General features: G+C 66.1%; 17 protein-coding genes. 9 read left to right on the forward strand and 8 right to left on the reverse strand.

Annotation, left to right across the window (positions count from 1 at the left end; genetic code table 11):
• Window position 1: 1 nt before the first annotated feature.
• Together C1A13_RS13725 and C1A13_RS13730 are read left to right on the forward strand one after the other, a co-directional pair.
• Entirely contained in the window at window positions 2-709 is a 708-nt protein-coding gene (locus C1A13_RS13725; RefSeq protein ID WP_101552944.1) for an MBL fold metallo-hydrolase, read from the forward strand.
• Between the two features lie 32 nt (window positions 710-741).
• Window positions 742-1,509, forward strand: a complete 768-nt coding sequence (locus tag C1A13_RS13730) for an AAA family ATPase (RefSeq protein WP_101552946.1) — start codon at window positions 742-744, stop codon at window positions 1,507-1,509.
• 55 nt (window positions 1,510-1,564) lie between these two features.
• Here C1A13_RS13730 and C1A13_RS13735 read toward each other — a convergent pair whose 3' ends face one another.
• The 7 genes from C1A13_RS13735 to C1A13_RS13765 form a co-directional block, all read right to left on the reverse strand.
• Window positions 1,565-2,386, reverse strand: coding sequence for a MerR family transcriptional regulator (locus C1A13_RS13735; RefSeq protein WP_101552949.1), 822 nt, complete (start codon window positions 2,384-2,386; stop codon window positions 1,565-1,567).
• A gap of 150 nt (window positions 2,387-2,536) precedes the next feature.
• Window positions 2,537-4,642 carry a CocE/NonD family hydrolase gene (locus C1A13_RS13740; RefSeq protein WP_101552951.1) on the reverse strand — a complete coding sequence of 702 codons (2,106 nt, stop codon included), beginning with the start codon at window positions 4,640-4,642 and terminating at the stop codon, window positions 2,537-2,539.
• 25 nt (window positions 4,643-4,667) lie between these two features.
• Window positions 4,668-5,693, reverse strand: a complete 1,026-nt coding sequence (locus C1A13_RS13745; protein ID WP_101552953.1) for a dipeptidase — start codon at window positions 5,691-5,693, stop codon at window positions 4,668-4,670.
• A gap of 35 nt (window positions 5,694-5,728) precedes the next feature.
• On the reverse strand, window positions 5,729-6,733 hold the full coding sequence (locus C1A13_RS13750) for a proline racemase family protein (RefSeq protein ID WP_101552955.1): 1,005 nt from the start codon (window positions 6,731-6,733) through the stop codon (window positions 5,729-5,731).
• Window positions 6,734-6,800: 67 nt separating this feature from the next.
• Window positions 6,801-7,700 (reverse strand): ABC transporter permease, encoded by a 900-nt coding sequence (locus C1A13_RS13755; RefSeq protein ID WP_101552957.1) that lies wholly within the window; start codon window positions 7,698-7,700, stop codon window positions 6,801-6,803.
• Window positions 7,701-7,705: 5 nt separating this feature from the next.
• A complete protein-coding gene (locus C1A13_RS13760; protein WP_101552959.1) occupies window positions 7,706-8,623 on the reverse strand; it encodes an ABC transporter permease in 918 nt (305 codons plus the stop codon).
• A gap of 119 nt (window positions 8,624-8,742) precedes the next feature.
• On the reverse strand, window positions 8,743-10,296 hold the full coding sequence (locus tag C1A13_RS13765; RefSeq protein ID WP_101552962.1) for an ABC transporter substrate-binding protein: 1,554 nt from the start codon (window positions 10,294-10,296) through the stop codon (window positions 8,743-8,745).
• 462 nt (window positions 10,297-10,758) lie between these two features.
• On the opposite strand from C1A13_RS13765, the gene C1A13_RS13770 reads away from it, so the two are divergent.
• From C1A13_RS13770 to C1A13_RS13800, 7 genes are all read left to right on the forward strand, one after another.
• Window positions 10,759-11,757, forward strand: a complete 999-nt coding sequence (locus C1A13_RS13770; protein ID WP_101552964.1) for an ABC transporter ATP-binding protein — start codon at window positions 10,759-10,761, stop codon at window positions 11,755-11,757.
• On the forward strand, window positions 11,754-12,767 hold the full coding sequence (locus C1A13_RS13775) for an ABC transporter ATP-binding protein (RefSeq protein ID WP_101552967.1): 1,014 nt from the start codon (window positions 11,754-11,756) through the stop codon (window positions 12,765-12,767). Before C1A13_RS13770 ends, C1A13_RS13775 begins: the two co-directional genes overlap by 4 nt.
• A 105-nt stretch (window positions 12,768-12,872) precedes the next feature.
• Entirely contained in the window at window positions 12,873-13,079 is a 207-nt protein-coding gene (locus tag C1A13_RS13780; protein WP_101552969.1) for a YwbE family protein, read from the forward strand.
• Window positions 13,076-13,432: an arsenate reductase family protein gene (locus tag C1A13_RS13785; RefSeq protein ID WP_101552971.1), complete on the forward strand. Its 357-nt coding sequence runs from the start codon at window positions 13,076-13,078 to the stop codon at window positions 13,430-13,432. Before C1A13_RS13780 ends, C1A13_RS13785 begins: the two co-directional genes overlap by 4 nt.
• Entirely contained in the window at window positions 13,429-14,580 is a 1,152-nt protein-coding gene (locus tag C1A13_RS13790) for an alanyl-tRNA editing protein (protein ID WP_101552973.1), read from the forward strand. The genes C1A13_RS13785 and C1A13_RS13790 overlap by 4 nt, the downstream gene beginning before the upstream one ends.
• Complete coding sequence (locus C1A13_RS13795; protein WP_101552975.1) at window positions 14,577-14,918, forward strand: arsenate reductase family protein; 342 nt, start codon at window positions 14,577-14,579, stop codon at window positions 14,916-14,918. The genes C1A13_RS13790 and C1A13_RS13795 overlap by 4 nt, the downstream gene beginning before the upstream one ends.
• 164 nt (window positions 14,919-15,082) lie before the next feature.
• Window positions 15,083-15,799 carry an alpha/beta fold hydrolase gene (locus C1A13_RS13800; RefSeq protein ID WP_207654198.1) on the forward strand — a complete coding sequence of 239 codons (717 nt, stop codon included), beginning with the start codon at window positions 15,083-15,085 and terminating at the stop codon, window positions 15,797-15,799.
• Between the two features lie 63 nt (window positions 15,800-15,862).
• Here C1A13_RS13800 and C1A13_RS13805 read toward each other — a convergent pair whose 3' ends face one another.
• The gene (locus C1A13_RS13805; protein ID WP_101552977.1) at window positions 15,863-16,678 is read right to left on the reverse strand and encodes a MerR family transcriptional regulator; all 816 of its coding nucleotides are present in this window, start codon (window positions 16,676-16,678) and stop codon (window positions 15,863-15,865) included.
• Window positions 16,679-16,737: the final 59 nt, after the last annotated feature.

The raw sequence follows: 16,737 nt of genomic DNA on the forward strand, positions 1-16,737 counted from the left end.
GATGGAAATCCGATACCTCTTTCACAGCGGGTTCGCCGTCGACACGGGCGCGCACCTGCTGATTTTCGACTATTACAAGGACACGCCGCGCGGCGGGAAGCTCGCGGACGGCGTGATCGACCCGGCGGAGATTTCCGGCCGGGACGTCGTCGTGTTCGCCTCCCACAGCCACGGCGACCACTACAGCCCCGTCATCTTCGGCTGGCGCGGGGCGCTCCCCCGCGTGCGGTACGTCCTGTCGGACGACATCCGGACGCGGGAGGAGGCGTTCCGGATCGGCCCCGGGGAGACGCTCGACCTCGGGGACCTCTCGGTGCGCGCGCTGCGCTCGACCGACGCGGGGGCCGCCTTCCTCGTCAGGACGGACGGAAAGACGATTTTTCACGCGGGCGACCTCAACTGGTGGCACTGGAACGGCGAGACGGATTCCTACAACGCGCGGATGGCGCGCGACTACCGCCGCGAGATCGACACCCTGCGCGGGGAGAAGATCGACCTCGCCTTCCTGCCCGTCGACCCGCGCCTGGAGGACAAGTACCTCTGGGGGATCGACTATTTCATGCGCGCGGCGGGCGCCGATATGGCGGTGCCGATGCACCTGTGGGAACAGTACGGCCTCATCGGCCGCCTGCGCGCGGAGGAGACGGCCGCGCCCTACCGCGCCCGGATCGCGGGCTACTCCCGGCGCGGGGAGCGGGTGACGCTGTGAAAAGGCCGGCGCCGGAGGATGGAGGCGGGGGCATGTGGGAGGACGCGCTCTATCTCCGTTCGGTGGAGCTGCGCGCGATCCCGGAGGGGGAGGAGAGCTACGTCTTTTCCCTCCCGATGGTGCGGCGCCTCGGGCGGCTGGAATTCCAAAAGCAGGTGACCTTCCTCGTGGGGGAGAACGGCGCCGGCAAGTCGACGCTCATCGAGGCGGTCGCGGTCGGCAGCGGCTTCAACCCCGAGGGCGGCACCCGCAACTTCAGCTTTTCGACGAGCGATTCCCACTCGCCGCTGTGGAAATACCTCTCCGTTGCAAAAGGGCCGCGCCGCCCGCGCGACGGCTTTTTCCTGCGGGCGGAGAGCTTCTATAACGTCGCCACCAACCTCGACGAGCTCAATAAAATCAAGGCGGGCCGCCGCAGCCTCATCGACTACTACGGCGGCAGGTCGCTGCACGAGCAGTCCCACGGGGAGAGCTTCCTCGCGCTGGCGCTCAACCGCTTTTCCCCGCAGGGGCTCTACCTGCTCGACGAGCCGGAGGCGGCCCTCTCCCCCACCGGGCAGATGACCCTGCTCGCGCGGATCTACGCCCTCGCGCGGGAGGGGGCGCAGTTCGTGATCGCGACCCATTCCCCCATCCTCACCGCCTGTCCCGGCGCGGACATCTACCAGCTGACGGGGGAGGGCTTTACGCGCACCCCCTACCGTGAGACGGAAAACTACCGCCTCACCCGCGCCTTTCTGGAAAATCCCGAGCGGATGCTGCGGTACCTGCTCGCAGAGGAGCCCGGCGGGGACGGCTGACCGTCCCGCCGGGCTCCTGTTTTTTTTGGCCGTCCCGCGGCCTGGGCCGAACGGATCATTCGGCCTTTTCCACGGGGAACTGCAGTTCGGTGAGCCAGTCCTCCTCGCTCTCCTTGTTCCAGATGCCGTCGATGTAGCTCTCACGCGGCGGGCCGGCGAGCCGGTAGCCGTTCTGCTCGATCCACTGGGCGGCGAAGGTGTAGGCGTTCCGCAGGGTCCTGTAGGGCCCCTTGTGGAGGAGGCAGGCCGCCTGCGGCACCCGCGCGATTGTCTGAAATTTGGCGACGTCGCTGTCCTCCTTCCGCTCGGTGACCGCCTGGCAGAGGGAGACGTCGATGTCGTGGTCGCGGTATTCCTCGTAGTGGTAGACGTTGAAGCAGTATTCCGGCTCGGCGCATTTGCAGCCGAGGCGCTCCATCTCGGGCCCGAGCACCTCGGGCATGAGGTGGAAGAGGTCGTCGTAGCTTTGGATGACCGTGCGCAGGTAGGCGACGATGACCTCGGGAAGCTCCTTGATCGTAACGTTGTAATTTTCCATCATCAGGGTTCCTTTCCGCAGGATGTTTTCCACCAGACGCAGCCGCTGGCCGTCCTCCCGGATGCGCGCCGCGAGCTCCCCTCGCTTCAGCTCCAGCAGGGCGCGGATCGTCTCCGGCTCCGCGCCGCCGTCGAGCAGGGCGATGATCTCGGTGAGGGAGAACCCCATCTGCCGCAGCGACTGGATCTGGTTCATCCGCGGGAGTTGGCCGGTCGTATAGTAGCGGTAGCCGGTGAACCGGTCGATGCGGGCTGGCCGGAGCAGGCCGATTTCATCATAGTGGCGCAGCGTCTTGGGGGTGACGCGGCAGATCTGGGAAAACATTCCGATGCTGTACATAGTTTTTTCTCCTTCTTCGCCTCAAAGTGCGCGCAGCTTGTCGACAGGTCCATCATAAGCCTTCCCCCTGGGGCAGAGTCAACCCCTTTTTTGAAAAAAAGAAATCGGAGCGCCTTCCAATTGCCGGAGGGCGCTCCGTTTGCGTCGGAATCAGTTCTCGCCGGGGATCACCGGCAGGAGGATGTGGCTGCACCGGGCCGCGTCGTGGAAGACGGTCTGGCTCGCGACGAGCATCTCGGTGTCGTCGGCAATCGGTTTGCCGGTGTTGTGGTTGGGGAAGATGGAATTTTCCGCCCCGCTGGTGACCTCCACCCGGATGCGGTGCCCCGCCCGGAAGGTGTTGGCCACCCAGCTCATGGGAATCTCATAGCGCACCACCTCGCCGGGGGTGAGCAGCTTCGGCTCCTTGAGGGACTCCCGGTAGCGCGCCCGGAGCACCCCGTCGCTCAGCCGCAGGGAGTTGCCCTCCCCGTCCACCTCGGTGAGCCGGGCCACCCAGTCGGTGTCCGGCCGGTCGGTCGCGGCGTAGAGGACGAAGGAGAGCTCCCCCGCCACCGTCAAATCCTTTTCGAGCGGCGCGGAGGTGTAGACGAGCACGTCGGGGCGCAGCTCCATCTCCCGGTAGTTTTCCGGCACCATGCACTCGTTCTCGCTCATGTCGATGAGGTGGGGGGCCGGGTCGTTCGGGTCGAAGAGGTAGTGGTCGGCGGGCTCCTCCGCCGCGGGCGGCGCGTCCCGCAGGACGCCGTCCCCCAGGCGGGTGTTGGCGGAGCCGCCCCCCGAGAGGTAGTAGGGGACGAGGGCGGATTCCTTCGGCGGCCAGTCGCACGACTGCGCCCAGCGGTTGCTGCCGATGACGTAGTACTCCGCCCTCGGGTCCTGCCGCGCGCCGTTCTCCACCCCCTTGAGGAAGCGGTCGAACCAGCGGATATACTGGTAGAAGAGGTCGTAGCGCACCGCGCGCACGCCGTAGTCGATCCCGTGGATGTCCCGCGAGACGTTGAACTGGTGCCGCCACGCCCCGAGAATCATCCGCTGGTCGGGCCGGCCCATGCGCCGGTTCATGCGCCACGCCTGGCTGGTGCCGGTGCCCACGTCGTCGAACCACCCGGAGACATAGAGGGTGGGGACGTTGATCCTGTCCGCGAAACGCTCCCAGTTGGAGCGCTCCCAATAGTCGTCCATGCTCTCGTGGTCCATCCACTCCCGCCAGCAGGGGATCTCCTTCCCCAGCGCCCTTTGGGGGATCTCCCGGATGGGCAGGAGCTTTACCACGTCCGCCCAGTCGTCCCGGTCCATCTGGGCCTGCTCCATCCGCCGGCCGGACATCGAGAAGAGCCACGCCAGCGTCCCCGAGCAGAGGATGCCGTTGCGGTGGGGGAACTCATAGGTGGGGGTTCCGCCCGTGACCTGGCTGATCATGGCCTTGAGGTTCGGGTGGCCGCTGGCGGCGGCGTTCCACTGGACGATGGCCAGATAGGACGCGCCGATCATGCCGATGCTGCCGTCGCACCAGTCCTGCGCGGCGATCCAGTCGAGGGTGTCCTTGCCGTCGTCCATCTCGTTGACGATCGGGCTCCACTCCCCGCCCGACTCCTCCCGGCCGCGGGTGTCCTGAATGACGAGGGCGTAGCCGTAGTGGATGAAGGGGTGCATGATGATCTCCCGGGGCTTGCCGTAGCAGGTGCGGATGAGCACCACCGGGAAGCGCGTCTGGGGGGCGGGGCCGTTCTGCGGCAGGTAGACCGCGGTGGAGAGGGTGACGCCGTCCCGCATGGGCACGTCGAAGGTCCCAAGGCACCGCTTGCCCCAGACCGGCTGGGAGAGCAGCGGGTCCCGGTGGTCCCGCAGGGGGGTGACCCCCTCGAAGCCGTCCTCCACGAGCACGTCGATCCGCTTTTGGAGGACGCCGATCGCGGCCACCGCCCGCCCTTCGCAGAGGACGTAGTCGACCGGGTGGACCCCCAGCCGCCGGACCCACAGCCGGGCGCCGGAGCCCGCCGTGTAGGGGGAATCGACCTCGGCGTAATCCGCCGGGTCGAACGGCCGCTCCCCCCTGGCGGCGGCGGAGAGGAACTCCCACGCTGCGATGCGGTCGGGGTAGGAAAAGCTCTCCCTCTGGGGCGCGAAGGGGGCGTAGGGGCCCCACTCCATCGTCTCCAAATCCCGTGTGCGGCAGAGGATCTCCCCGCCGCGCGTGAGGAACCCGGCGATCGCGACGCCGAGGTTATAATAAGTATAGCTGCGCTCTGTCATATCCGTGCCCCTTTCCGGCCGTCCGTTATTGGAACCACTGGCGGTAGACCCGCAGGAAATTGCCGCCGTAGACCTTTTCGATCCGCCGCGCGCTCCAGCCCCGGCGGAGCAGCTCCTCCGTCAGCCTGGGAAGCCCGGCGTGGGTGCCGAGGATGTCGAAGGCGCGCACGTCGTTGCCGCCCACGACAAAGGAGGCCCCGGGCGCGAGGATCTTCTCCGCAAAGTCGAAGCCCAGGCCGAGGCAGTCCTCGCCGCCGACCCGGACGATCTGCTCCATGTGGTCGGCCAGCCGCCCGAGGGTGGCCTCCTCCGCCGACGCGCCCACGAGGGAGCTGACCCCGTTGATGCCGATGACCCCGCCGGTGGCGGCGATCGCCTCGATCTGCCGGTCGGAGAGGTTGCGGGGGGTGGGCAGGAGGCTGCGGGTGTTGGAGTGGGAGGCGATGACCGGCCGGTCGGAGAGCTTCATCACATCCGCGAAGCCCTCGTCGTTCAGGTGGGAAACGTCGATCAGCATCCCGAGGGAGAGCGCCTTTTCCACCAGCCGGTAGCCGAAGGGGGAGAGCCCCGACTTCTGCCCCTGCGGCTCGTCGCTGTAGAGGGCGCCGTCCGCGGCAAGGTTGCGGCGGCTCCAGCAGAGCCCCACCATCCGCACGCCCAGCGCATAAAAGACCGGCAGCAGCTCCTCCTCGTTCCCGAGCGGCTCCACCCCCTCGAAGGAGAGGAGCAGGGCGATCTTCCCCGCGCCCAGCGCGGCTTCGATCTCGGGATAGCTGCGGCAGAGGGCCAGCTCGGGGGTCTCCCGGAGCTCGGCGTAGAGGGCGCCGACCTGACCCAGCGCCTGGTGCAGGGCCCCCTCGGGCAGGTCCCTGCCGTCCACGAAGAGGGAGGACACCACCACGCGGACGCCGCCCTTCCGAAAGTCCTCCAGATATTCGTCGCGGATCACATGGGTGCGCCCGTCGCGCCGCTTGGCGTAGAGGTCGTAGGCCAGATCGAGGTGGGCGTCGACGATGGGGATTCGCTGATGCAGGGCCTCCAAAGATTCCATAGCTGTTTCTCCCTTTTTTCAAATTCGCCGGACCGTTAAAGCAGGAACCCGCCGCCGAGCGGGTCCTCCGGGTCGAGCAGGTATTGGGCGAGGCCGGTGACATAGGCCCGCCCGGTGATCTCCGGGACGATCGCGGGGTAACCGCCCTGCGCCGTGTCCTCGGCGGCCACGCCGGTGAAGAGGGTGCCGAGGATGCTCTCGTGCACATAGGGCTTCCCCAGCGGAAGCTCCCCCCTGGCGCGCAGGAGGGCCAGCTTGGCGCTCGTCCCGGTGCCGCAGGGGGAGCGGTCGATCTGTCCGTCCCCGAAGACCACGACGTTGCGCGCGTCGGCGCGCGGGTCCCGCGCGGGGCCGCAGAATTCCACGAGGTCGACCGTGCGGATGTGGGGCAGGAGCGGATGGGCGATCCCGCCGGCCGCGTTGAGCGCGTCCCGGATCTCCGCCCCGCGGGCGGTGAGCCGGTCCTTGTCCGCGGCGTCGAGCGCCACCCCGGCCTCCTCCGCCTCCACCAGCGCGAAAAAGTTTCCGCCGAAGGCGATGTCGGCGTGGACCGTCCGCCCGTCCGAAAGGGCCACGGGGACCCCCTCCCGGTAGAGGAAGGCGGGGACGTTGCGCACCGTCACCTCCCGCACCCGGCCGTTGTGGAGCTTCGCGCGGGCGCGGATGAGGCCGCTCGGGGTGTCGAGGGTGACGTCCGCCTCCTCCCCCGCGCAGGGGACCATGCCCGTCTCAAGCAGGGCGGTGACCACCCCGATGCTGCCGTGGCCGCACATGTTGAGGTAGCTGCCCGAATCCATGAAGACCACCCCGGCGTCCGCCTCCGGGCGGCAGGGCGGCAGCAGGAAGGCGCCAAACATGTCCTTGTGGCCGCGCGGCTCGAAAAGGAGCATCCGGCGGACATGGTCCAGGCGCTCCTGCAAATAGGCCCGCTTTTCCGCCATCGTCGCGCCGGGGACGGCGGGCATCCCGCCGGTGACGATGCGGGTGGCTTCCCCCTCGGTGTGGGTGTCCACGGCGGTAAACATCCGGCTTGCTATCATAAACTGCTTCCTCTTTTCCAAAACGGTCCGGCCGCCGCGGCTGCGGCGGCCGGAAGGTCGGCGGTCGTTATTTCATCTGGGGGTCGAGCGCGTCGCGCAGGCCGTCCCCGAGCAGGTTCAGGGCGAGCACGGTGATCATGATGCTCAGCCCCGGGAAGAGGACGAGATGGGGCATGTAGCGGATAAACTCGCGGCCCTCCGAGAGCATGGCCCCCCACTCGGGCATGGGCGGGGCGATGCCCAGCCCCAAAAAGCTCAGGCCCGCGGCGGTGATGATCACCTCGCCCACGCCCAGCGTCGCCTGCACGATGACGGGCGCGAGGGCGTTGGGGATGATGTGGTGGAGGATGATGCTGAAATGGCTGTCCCCCACCGCCTTGGCCGCCTGCACGAACTCCTTATTGCGCACCGACAGCACCGCCGAGCGCACCACGCGGGAATAGCCGGGCACGAGGGCGAGCCCCACCGCGATCATGATGTTGACGATGCCCGGCCCGAGGCTGGCGACCACGGCGATCGCCAGCAGCATCGAGGGGATGCTCATGAAGACGTCCATCACCCGCATGATGACGTTGTCCAGCCTCCCGCCGAAATAACCCGACACGGCGCCGATCACGATACCGGCCGCCATGGCGCAGGCCACCGTCGTCAGCCCGATGGTGAGCGAGATGCGGGTGCCGTAGATTACCCGCGCCAGAATGTCCCGCCCGTAGTCGTCGGTGCCCATCAGGTGCTCCGAGCTGGGGGGCTGGCGCTTGTTGACGATGTCCTGCTTGATGACCTGGTTGTCGTAGTCCACCAGCACGTCCGCGAAGACGGCGACGAACACGAGCATCACGAAGATCACCAGCCCGATCACCGCCTGCTTGTTGCGGAAAAACCGGCGGCAGAATTCCTTAAACGGGCTCTCCTTCTTCTCCTCCCCCTCGGGGCGGGCGGAAAGCGGCTTCTCTGTTTTCACGGTCATACACCTCACTCCCTCAGCCGCGGATCGATCAGGGCATAGATGATATCCACGGCAAGATTCACCAGGCTGAACACGATCGCGATATACACCACGCTGCCCAGCACCAGGGGGTTGTCCTTCATCCGGATGGCGTTGACCATGGCGGTCCCCAGCCCGGGGATGCCGAACACCGTTTCGGTGACCACCGCGCCTCCCAGCAGGGAGCCGAAGTTGATGCCGATGACGGTGATGACCGGGATGATCGAGTTTTTCAGCGCGTGGCCGAGCACCACCCGCTTCTGGTCCGCGCCCTTGGCCCACGCGGTGCGGATGTAGTCCTGGCGGACCACCTCGAGCATGGAGGACCGGGTCATGCGGATGATGACCGCGGCGTTGACGGCGGCGAGCGTGATGGTGGGGAGCACCATCTGCCGGAAGGTGTCAAAGCCGCTGGACGGGAACCATTTGAGGTTGAGGGAAAACGCGATGATGAGCATCATGCCCAGCCAGAAGGCGGGGATGGCGGTGGCCAGCATGGCGAAGATCATGCTGATGTTGTCGAGGATGGAGTACCGCTTCACCGCCGACAGGATGCCGATGGGCATGCCGATCAGCACCGACAGGAACATCCCCGCCAGAGCCAGTTCCGCCGTCTTGGGAAACCGCTCGGCGATGGTCTCCGCGACCGGGATGTTGGTGGCGTAGCTCCGCCCGAAGTCCCCGCGGAGCATGTTCCCCACATACCGCGCGAACTGCACCACAAAGGGGTCGTTGAGGCCCATCTGGTCCCGCAGGACGTCCACCTGCTCCTGGGGGGCCTTTTCGCCCAGAATGAGGCGGGCGGGGTCCCCCGGGGTCAGATACATGATGGTAAAGACAATGAGGACGATCCCCAGGATGACGGGGATCAGCATCAGTATCCGTTTCAGGACAAATTTCAGCATGTCATCACACCTATACAACGGGGGGACGCCGTCCGGGAGCCCGCTTCACAGCAGGGCCCCGGCCGGCATCCCCGATAAATTCATGGGTCCTTCTCAGGGAAGGGGTTCAGGCGAGGGGGTTATTCCCAGCTCCAACTGGCCACGGGATAGTAGCAGTTGTCGATGACCCGGACGCCCTTGAGGCTGTTCTTGGCCGCGAAGTACTGGTTGGGGAAATAGAGCGGGATCTTGTTGGCGTCCTCGTCGGTAATCTTCACGATCTGCTGGTACATCTCGGAACGCTTGGCCGCGTCGTTCTCCTGGCGGGCCTTGACGAGCAGCTCGTCGATGGTGGGGTTGGAATAGACGCTTCCCCAGTTGAAGGGGCCGTCGGACGCGAAGAGGTAGGTGAGCATGTCGTCCGCGTCCGGCCAGTTGAGGCCGCCCACGTAGACTTCATAGTTGCCCACCGCCATCTGCTCGAAGTAGGTGCCCTTCTCGAGCGTCTCGATGCTGGCGGTGATGCCGATCTCCTTGAGCTGGGCCTGGACCACCTGCGCGACCTTCTCGCGGTTCTGGCCGGCGGCCAGCTTGATGGAGCAGGAGAAGCCGTCGGCATAGCCCGCCTCGGTCATCAGGGCCTTGGCCTTCTCGAGGTCGTAGGGGTTCATCACGGGGTCGTCGGGGTTGTAGCCGTCCATGACCTCGTTGAGGGGGCTGTTCGCGAGGACGCCGTCGCCGTCCTGCGCGCCCATGAAGACCTCCTCCTTGTTGATCGCGTATTTGACCGCCTGGCGGACCTTCTCGTTGTCAAAGGGGGCCGCCTGGGTGTTGAAGCCGATGTAGGCGATGGTGGCGCCGGGGGCCGAATAGAGGTTCAGGTTGGGGTCCGCCTCAATGGTCGGGGCGTCGATGGGGGCGCTGTTGGGCAGCGCGTCGATCTCGCCGTTCTGGAGCGCGACCAGGGCGGTGCTGGTGTCGGGGAGCACCCGGTAGGTGACGTTCTTGATCGCGGGAGCCTCGCCGTGGTAATCCTCGTTGTAGGCGAGCACCACATTGTCGCCGGAGGACCAGCTGACGAACTTGTAGGGGCCGGTGCCGACGGGGTTGCGGCCGTAGTCCTCGCCCGATTCGGTGACGGCCTTCTCATTGACGACGCCGAAGAAGCTGCCGCCGAGGTTCATGAGGAAATTGGCGAAGGGGACCTTGAGGGTCACGACCAGCGTGGAGTCGTCGGGGGCGTCGACCTTGTCGATCGAGGCGCAGTAGGAGGCGGTGGCGGGCTCCACCATGGCGCGCTCGATGGTGAACTTGGCGTCGGCGGCGGTGAAGGGCTCGCCGTTGTGGAACTTGACGCCGCTCTTCAGGTGGAAGGTATAGACCATGTTGTCGTCGCTGATGTCCCAGCTTTCGGCCAATCCGGGCCGGATGTCGCTGGAGCAGGCGCCGTCGCTCTCGACGAGCGTGTCGTAGATGTTGTACATGACCATCATGGCCGTGGCGTCCAGGGTGACCTGCGGGTCGAACCCGGTGGGGTCGGCGTTCATGGCCACGATGACCGAATCCTTTTCGCCGCTGGGCGCCGCGGGAGCGGCCTCCCCGCCGGGATTGGTTCCGGCGCTGTCCCCGCCGCAGGCGGTGAACAGGGAAAGAACGAGCATGACGACCAGAGCTAAACTGAGAAGTCTCTTCATTGGGCTTTCTCTCCTCCACAATTTTGTTTTGAGTTGAAAAACGAAGGCGCGTTGGCCGGGTCCTTACACTTTTCCACTTTGATGTGATTATACCCTCCCGCCGGAAAACTGTCAATAAATATACGGGATTTCTGCAAATGGGAGGCGCGGCGGGAGGACGTTTCGGGTGCTGTTATGGGGTTTTAACAATGCATGTGAAAAAATTGGTTCCTGCAATTGGGAAAACATTATATGACATAAATTTACAAAAATACCAATATGAAGCATATTGCGCATTGTAATTGAAGGAAATCCCCGAAATGCTTTGCAAAAGTTTTAGGGCTTTAGTTGACGAAATCCCGCCGCCTTGCTATAATGATGGACAATATAAAATGCATAAATGTACGCTCCCGGCGTGCATATATACCGGCCGGCGCGTTCCCTCGCGGACACGCCCGGCGCGGGAGGTAGGAGGTCCTGACCATGAGCAGCCTGTTGGAAGTCTCGCATTTGAAGGTGCTGTTCCACACCCAGCAAGGGGACGTGCCCGCGGTGGACGACGTGAGCTTTCAGGTGGAGGAGGGGGAGACCCTCTGCATCGTGGGGGAGTCGGGCTGTGGCAAAAGCGCCACGGTCCAGGCCGTCATGAAGCTGGTGCCCACCCCTCCGGGGGAATACGCGGGCGGGAAAATTCTGCTGGAGGGGCGGGACCTGCTCCCCCTCTCCACGAAGGAAATGATCCCCATCCGCGGGCATGAGATGTCGATGATCTTTCAGGAGCCGATGACCTCCCTGAACCCGGTGAAGACGATCGGAAGCCAGGTGGGGGAGGTGCTGGAGATCCACCGGAGGGACCTCTCCGCCCGGGAGATCCGCGCGCAGGTGGAGGAGAAGCTCTCCCTCGTGGGGATCCCCGATCCCGCCCGATGCGCCGCGTCCTATCCGCACCAGCTTTCGGGCGGCATGCGCCAGCGCGCCATGATCGCCATGGCGCTGGCCTGCGAGCCCAAAATCCTCATTGCCGACGAGCCGACCACCGCGCTTGACGTGACCATCCAGGCGCAGATCCTCGACCTCATCCGCCAGCTCAAGGAGAAGACCGGCATGACGGTGCTGCTCATCACCCACGACCTGGGGGTCGTGGCGGAGATGGCCCAGCGGGTGCTGGTGATGTACTCGGGCAAGGTGGTGGAGCAGGGGGAGGTCGGCGCGCTCTTCCGCGCCCCGCTGCACCCCTACACCGAGGGGCTTCTCGCCTGCCTGCCGCGCGTGGACCAGGACGAGGAGGAGCTCTACACGATCCCGGGGCAGGTGTCCAACCCGGCGGACTTCCCCAAGGGCTGCCGGTTCCATCCCCGCTGCCCCTACCGCCAGCAGATCTGTAAGGAAATTTCCCCCGAGCTCCGGGAGGCGGACGGCCGGCTGGTGGCCTGCCACTTCCTCCCCGGGGAACGCGTCAGGAGAGAGGAGGGGGCATTATGACGGCACAAAACTCCGCCGCCGGGCAGGGGGCGCAGGCGCCCCTGCTGGAGGTCCGGGACCTGAGCACCTACTTCCCGGTCTACGGCGGCGCGCTTTCCACCGTCAAGGGCTACGTCCACGCGGTGGACGGCGTCTCCTTTACGGTGAACCAGCACGAGACGCTCGGGCTGGTGGGGGAATCGGGCTGCGGCAAGAGCACCCTCATCCGCAGCATCCTGCTGCTGGAAAAGCCCACCAAAGGGCAGATTCTCTTTGAGGGGCAGGATATGCAGGCTATGAAGGCCGCCCAGCTGCGGCACCTGCGCCGCAATTTGCAGATCGTCTTCCAGGACCCCTATGCCGCGCTCGACCCGCGCATGACGATCGGACAGATCATCGGCGAGCCGCTGCGGGTGCACGGGGAGGCCGACGCCGCCCAGCGGGAGCGGCAGGTGAAGGAACTCCTCGAGATGGTGGGGCTCCAGCGCGGGTATTACCACCGCTATCCCCATGAGTTTTCCGGCGGGCAGCGCCAGCGGGTGAGCATCGCCCGGGCGCTGGCCCTGCGGCCCAAGCTCATCCTCTGCGACGAGCCGGTGTCCGCGCTCGACGTCTCCATCCAGTCGCAGATCCTCAACCTGCTGCGCAGTCTCCAGTCGGAGTTCGGGCTCACCTACATCTTCATCTCCCACGCCCTCAACGTGGTCCGCTACGTCTCCGACCGGGTGGGCGTGATGTACCTGGGCAAGCTGGTGGAGCTGGCGCCGGTGAAGGAGCTGTACACCACCCCCCGCCACCCCTATACGCGGGCGCTGCTCTCCGCCATCCCCATCCCCGACCCGACCGTCAGCCGGGAGCGGATTTTATTGCAGGGCGACCTGCCCAACCCCAAGAACCCGCCGGCGGGCTGCCGGTTCCACACCCGCTGCCCCTTCGCCGCCGACGAATGCCGCGCCTCCGAACCGGCGCTCACCGAGGTGGCGCCCGGATGCCAGGTGGCCTGCCACCGGGCGGTCCGCGGGGAGATCTGAGAGAAAGCGCCCCCTTCCGGGAAGGGGGCGCTTTTTGCGCGCGGAATCATTGTGCGCGGGGCGTTTCCGTGGTAAACTAGAGGGCAGTGAAACGGGGGTGGAAGGATGGACGGACACAGGCGGGCGGATATCCGGCCGGGGATGCTGGTGGATATCGTGCTCAAAAAGGACCAGCCGACCGGCAGGCGCACGCGCGGCCGGGTCGGGCGGCTGCTCACCAAAAGCGGCACCCATCCGCACGGCATCAAGGTGATGCTGGAGGACGGCCAGGTGGGCCGGGTGCAGGAGATCATCGGGGAGGAGAGCGAATGAGCGTTCTGTTTTTGGAATATCCCAAATGCGGCACCTGCCAAAAGGCGAAGCGGTGGCTCGACGAAAACGGCGTGGACTACGCCGACCGGCACATCGTCGGGGAGAATCCCACGGCGGAGGAGCTGCGGGAGTGGTCGGCGCGCGCGGGCGTGCCGGTCAAAAGGCTCTTCAACACGAGCGGGATGAAATACCGCGAGCTGGGGCTCAAGGACCGCCTGCCGGAGATGGACGAGGAGGCGCTTTTCGCCCTGCTCGGGACCGACGGGATGCTCGTCAAACGCCCGCTCGTCGTGGGAGCGGATTTTTTGCTGGCGGGTTTCCGTCCGGCGGAATGGGAGAGGCTGTTAACATGACGGACAAGCTCTACGAGGAGGACGCCTACCTGCGCGAATTCGAGGCGGAGGTGACCGGCTGCGTCCCGGCAGAGGGGGGCTGGCTCGTGACCCTCGACCGGACGGCCTTCTACCCCGAGGGGGGCGGCCAGCCCGCCGACACGGGAACCCTCGGCGGCGCGCGGGTGCTCGACGTACATGAAAAGGAGGGCGAAATCCTCCACACGACCGACGCGCCCCTTCCGGTGGGCGATCGGACGGCGGGCGCGATTGACTGGGAGGCGCGTTTTTCGCGGATGCAGCAGCACACCGGCGAGCACATCGTCTCGGGCGTCATCCACCGGCTTTTCGGGCTGGACAATGTCGGCTTCCACATGGGGCGCGACGCCGTGACGATCGATTTAAACGGCGAGCTGACGGCGGACGACCTTACGCGGGTCGAGCGGCTGGCCAACGAGGCGGTGTGGGAAAACCTGCCCGTCGGGGTGGAATACCCCGCCCCCGAGGCGCTTGCCGCGCTCGACTACCGCAGCAAGAAGGAGCTCACCGGCCGGGTGCGCATCGTGACGGTGCCGGGCAGCGATGTGTGCGCCTGCTGCGGCACCCATGTGCGGCGCACGGGCGAAATCGGCGTCATCAAGCTGCTGACGAGCCAGAGGTACAAGGGCGGCGTGCGGGTGTGGCTGCTCTGCGGGGACCGCGCGCTCACCGATTACAACGAGAAGAACGCGCAGGCCTACGCGGTCTCGGGGATGCTCTCCGCCAGGGTCGGGGAGCTCGCCGGGGCGGTGGAGCGGATGCAGGCGGAAAACGACGCGCTGAAGCTGCGCGCCGCGCGTCTTCAGGAGGAGCTCTTCCGTTACCGCGCCCGCGAGGTCGAGGAGGGCGCGACCTACGCCCTCCTCTTCGAGGACGCGATGGAGCCGCCCGCGCTGCGGCGGTTCTGCCTCGCGCTCTGTGAGCGGTGCGGGGTGGCAGCGGTCCTCTCGGGGAGCGAACGGGAGGGCTGGAAATACGCGGCGGGCAGCGCGCACAGCGACGTGCGCCCGCTCGGCAGGGAGCTGAACGCCGCCTTCTCGGGGCGCGGCGGCGGAAGCCCCGAGCTCGTGCAGGGGACCCTCTCGGGCAGCCGGGAGGAGATCGAAAACTTTTTCAGGAGCAGGGTATGAACATTCAGATTTTCGGCAAGGCCAAGTGCTTCGACACCAAAAAGGCCGAGCGCTATTTTAAGGAGCGCGGCGTCAAATTCCAAAGCGTCGACCTCATCCGCTATGGCATGAGCAGGGGGGAATTCGAGAGCGTCCGGCGCGCCGTCGGCGGCGTGAAGGCGCTCGTCGACGAGAAGTCGAAGGACTACGACAAGTCCTTCATCGCCTACCTCGCCGGGGAGGAGAACATCGCGGACAAGCTGATGGAATACCCCTCGGTGCTCAAGACCCCCATCGTCCGAAACGGAAAGCAGGCCACCGTCGGCTACTGCCCCGACGTGTGGAAGGAGTGGACCTGAGGGCGCTCCGGGCGGAAAACAACGCGCCCGTGGGCGCGTTCGCGCGCTCTGCGCGCGTGCGCGGCGCAGCCGCGCGGTTTTCCGCCCCGGCCCCGCGGCGAATACCGGGGGAGCCTTGCGGCCGCCCCTTTGGGCGGCCGCCGGTGTAAAAGGAGGGAATCGGAATGGGAACGCCCGAACGGTTCGAGGCGGTCATGGCGGACGGCGCGCGGATCGTCTGCCGGATTTTCGGCGGCGGGGAGCGCGCGCTGCTGCTCCTGCACGGCAACGGCGAGGACCACACCTGCTTTCAAAAGCAGGTCGCGGCCTTTTCCGGGCGCTTCCGGGTGATCGCGATGGACAGCCGCGGACATGGGGAGTCGTCCGCCGGCAGCGGCGTGACGATCGCGAAGATCGCGGAGGACGCGGCGGCGGTGCTCGGCGCGCTGGGTATTGAACGCGCGTCGGTCGTGGGGTTCAGCGACGGCGCGAACGCCGCCCTCGGCCTCGCGCTCTCCCACCCCGGCATGGTGGAAAAGCTGGCGCTCGCGGGCGCGAACCTCTTCCCGGCGGGGGTGAAGCCCCGGTTCCAGCTCCCCGCCGAGCTGGAATACCGCGCGCTGCGCCTCTGCGGGAGGTTCAGCGAGCGGCTGCGCCGCCGCGCGGAGATCGTCGGCCTCATGGTCGAGGAGCCCCGCTATACCCCCGGGATGCTCGGCGCGATTACCGCGCCCACGCTGGTGCTCGCGGGCGACCGCGACCTCATCAGGCCGGCGCATACGGCGCTCATCGCCGCGTCGCTCCCGCACGCGAAGCTCGTGACGATCCCCCGCTCCGACCACTGGATCTTCGACCGCCAGCCGGTACGGGTCAACCGGGAAATTCTGGCCTTCCTCGGATAAAAAAGCGCCCCGGCAAAGCCGGGGCGCTTTCGCATGTCCTCGCGGACTATTTTTCCTCGCAGATTACTTTTCCACCGGGAAGCAGATCTCCGTCACCCAGTTTTCGGGGTTGGGGTCCATGGCGGGGCTCACATGGTAGATATTGAACATCGGGCCGCTGATCCGCCAGCCGCCCGCGTCAATCCATTCGCCGATCGCGGCGCAGGCGTCGGAGACGCTGGCGTAGCTGCCGCGGATGACGCAGGAGGCGACCTTCACGGCCGGGACCTCCTTAAAGCGGACGTGCTCGGTGTCGTGATAGCTGCCGGTGACCGCCGTGCGGATTTCCACGTCGACGTCCGACTCCTTGAACCCCTCGTCGAAGAAGACGGCGATGGCGTAGGCCGGGGAGGCCATCTGGACATGCTGGCCGGCCGTTTCGCCGTAGAGCCGCTGCCAGAGGTCGCCCTCGCGGTCGTAGGAGGGCATCGTGTCGCGCAGGCTCATAACCTGCATGGCGGGGATTTCCTTGAGGGTTACATCGTACTTCATACTGTTATCGTCCTTTCCCAATCGTTCGATGGTGTTTTCGAGGATCGCGAGCCGGGCGCCGAGGTCCCGCGATTCCTCCCGCATCTGGGAGAGGCGTACCGCCAGGTAGCGGCGAAGGCTTTCCGCATTGTCGTACTGCGCGAGGATCTCCCGGATCGTCGCCAGCCCGAACCCCATCGACTTGAGGGCCTGGATCTTACCCGCCGCCTCCAGCTGCCTTGCACTGTAGTAGCGGTAGCCGGTGAAGGAATCCACCGTCTCGGGGGCCAGCAGACCGATCTCATCGTAGTGGCGCAGCATCTTGATGCTGATCATCGTCAGCTTGGAAAATTCGCCGATCTTGAACATGTTACGTCCTCCCGTCTGTTTTTGAGCTCACCGTCAGCTTACACCATCCCACAGTGGGA

This window comes from Anaerotruncus massiliensis (ex Togo et al. 2026) (assembly GCF_900199635.1).
GTDB classification, from domain to species: domain Bacteria; phylum Bacillota; class Clostridia; order Oscillospirales; family Ruminococcaceae; genus Anaerotruncus; species Anaerotruncus massiliensis.

What these genes read in the sequence shown, in the direction of transcription:
- C1A13_RS13725 (WP_101552944.1), top strand. Translation starts at nt 2, where the DNA reads ATGGAAATCCGATACCTCTTTCACAGCGGGTTCGCCGTCGACACGGGC.
- C1A13_RS13730 (WP_101552946.1), top strand. Translation starts at nt 742, where the DNA reads ATGTGGGAGGACGCGCTCTATCTCCGTTCGGTGGAGCTGCGCGCGATC.
- C1A13_RS13735 (WP_101552949.1), bottom strand. Translation starts at nt 2,386, where the DNA reads ATGTACAGCATCGGAATGTTTTCCCAGATCTGCCGCGTCACCCCCAAG.
- C1A13_RS13740 (WP_101552951.1), bottom strand. Translation starts at nt 4,642, where the DNA reads ATGACAGAGCGCAGCTATACTTATTATAACCTCGGCGTCGCGATCGCC.
- C1A13_RS13745 (WP_101552953.1), bottom strand. Translation starts at nt 5,693, where the DNA reads ATGGAATCTTTGGAGGCCCTGCATCAGCGAATCCCCATCGTCGACGCC.
- C1A13_RS13750 (WP_101552955.1), bottom strand. Translation starts at nt 6,733, where the DNA reads ATGATAGCAAGCCGGATGTTTACCGCCGTGGACACCCACACCGAGGGG.
- C1A13_RS13755 (WP_101552957.1), bottom strand. Translation starts at nt 7,700, where the DNA reads ATGACCGTGAAAACAGAGAAGCCGCTTTCCGCCCGCCCCGAGGGGGAG.
- C1A13_RS13760 (WP_101552959.1), bottom strand. Translation starts at nt 8,623, where the DNA reads ATGCTGAAATTTGTCCTGAAACGGATACTGATGCTGATCCCCGTCATC.
- C1A13_RS13765 (WP_101552962.1), bottom strand. Translation starts at nt 10,296, where the DNA reads ATGAAGAGACTTCTCAGTTTAGCTCTGGTCGTCATGCTCGTTCTTTCC.
- C1A13_RS13770 (WP_101552964.1), top strand. Translation starts at nt 10,759, where the DNA reads ATGAGCAGCCTGTTGGAAGTCTCGCATTTGAAGGTGCTGTTCCACACC.
- C1A13_RS13775 (WP_101552967.1), top strand. Translation starts at nt 11,754, where the DNA reads ATGACGGCACAAAACTCCGCCGCCGGGCAGGGGGCGCAGGCGCCCCTG.
- C1A13_RS13780 (WP_101552969.1), top strand. Translation starts at nt 12,873, where the DNA reads ATGGACGGACACAGGCGGGCGGATATCCGGCCGGGGATGCTGGTGGAT.
- C1A13_RS13785 (WP_101552971.1), top strand. Translation starts at nt 13,076, where the DNA reads ATGAGCGTTCTGTTTTTGGAATATCCCAAATGCGGCACCTGCCAAAAG.
- C1A13_RS13790 (WP_101552973.1), top strand. Translation starts at nt 13,429, where the DNA reads ATGACGGACAAGCTCTACGAGGAGGACGCCTACCTGCGCGAATTCGAG.
- C1A13_RS13795 (WP_101552975.1), top strand. Translation starts at nt 14,577, where the DNA reads ATGAACATTCAGATTTTCGGCAAGGCCAAGTGCTTCGACACCAAAAAG.
- C1A13_RS13800 (WP_207654198.1), top strand. Translation starts at nt 15,083, where the DNA reads ATGGGAACGCCCGAACGGTTCGAGGCGGTCATGGCGGACGGCGCGCGG.
- C1A13_RS13805 (WP_101552977.1), bottom strand. Translation starts at nt 16,678, where the DNA reads ATGTTCAAGATCGGCGAATTTTCCAAGCTGACGATGATCAGCATCAAG.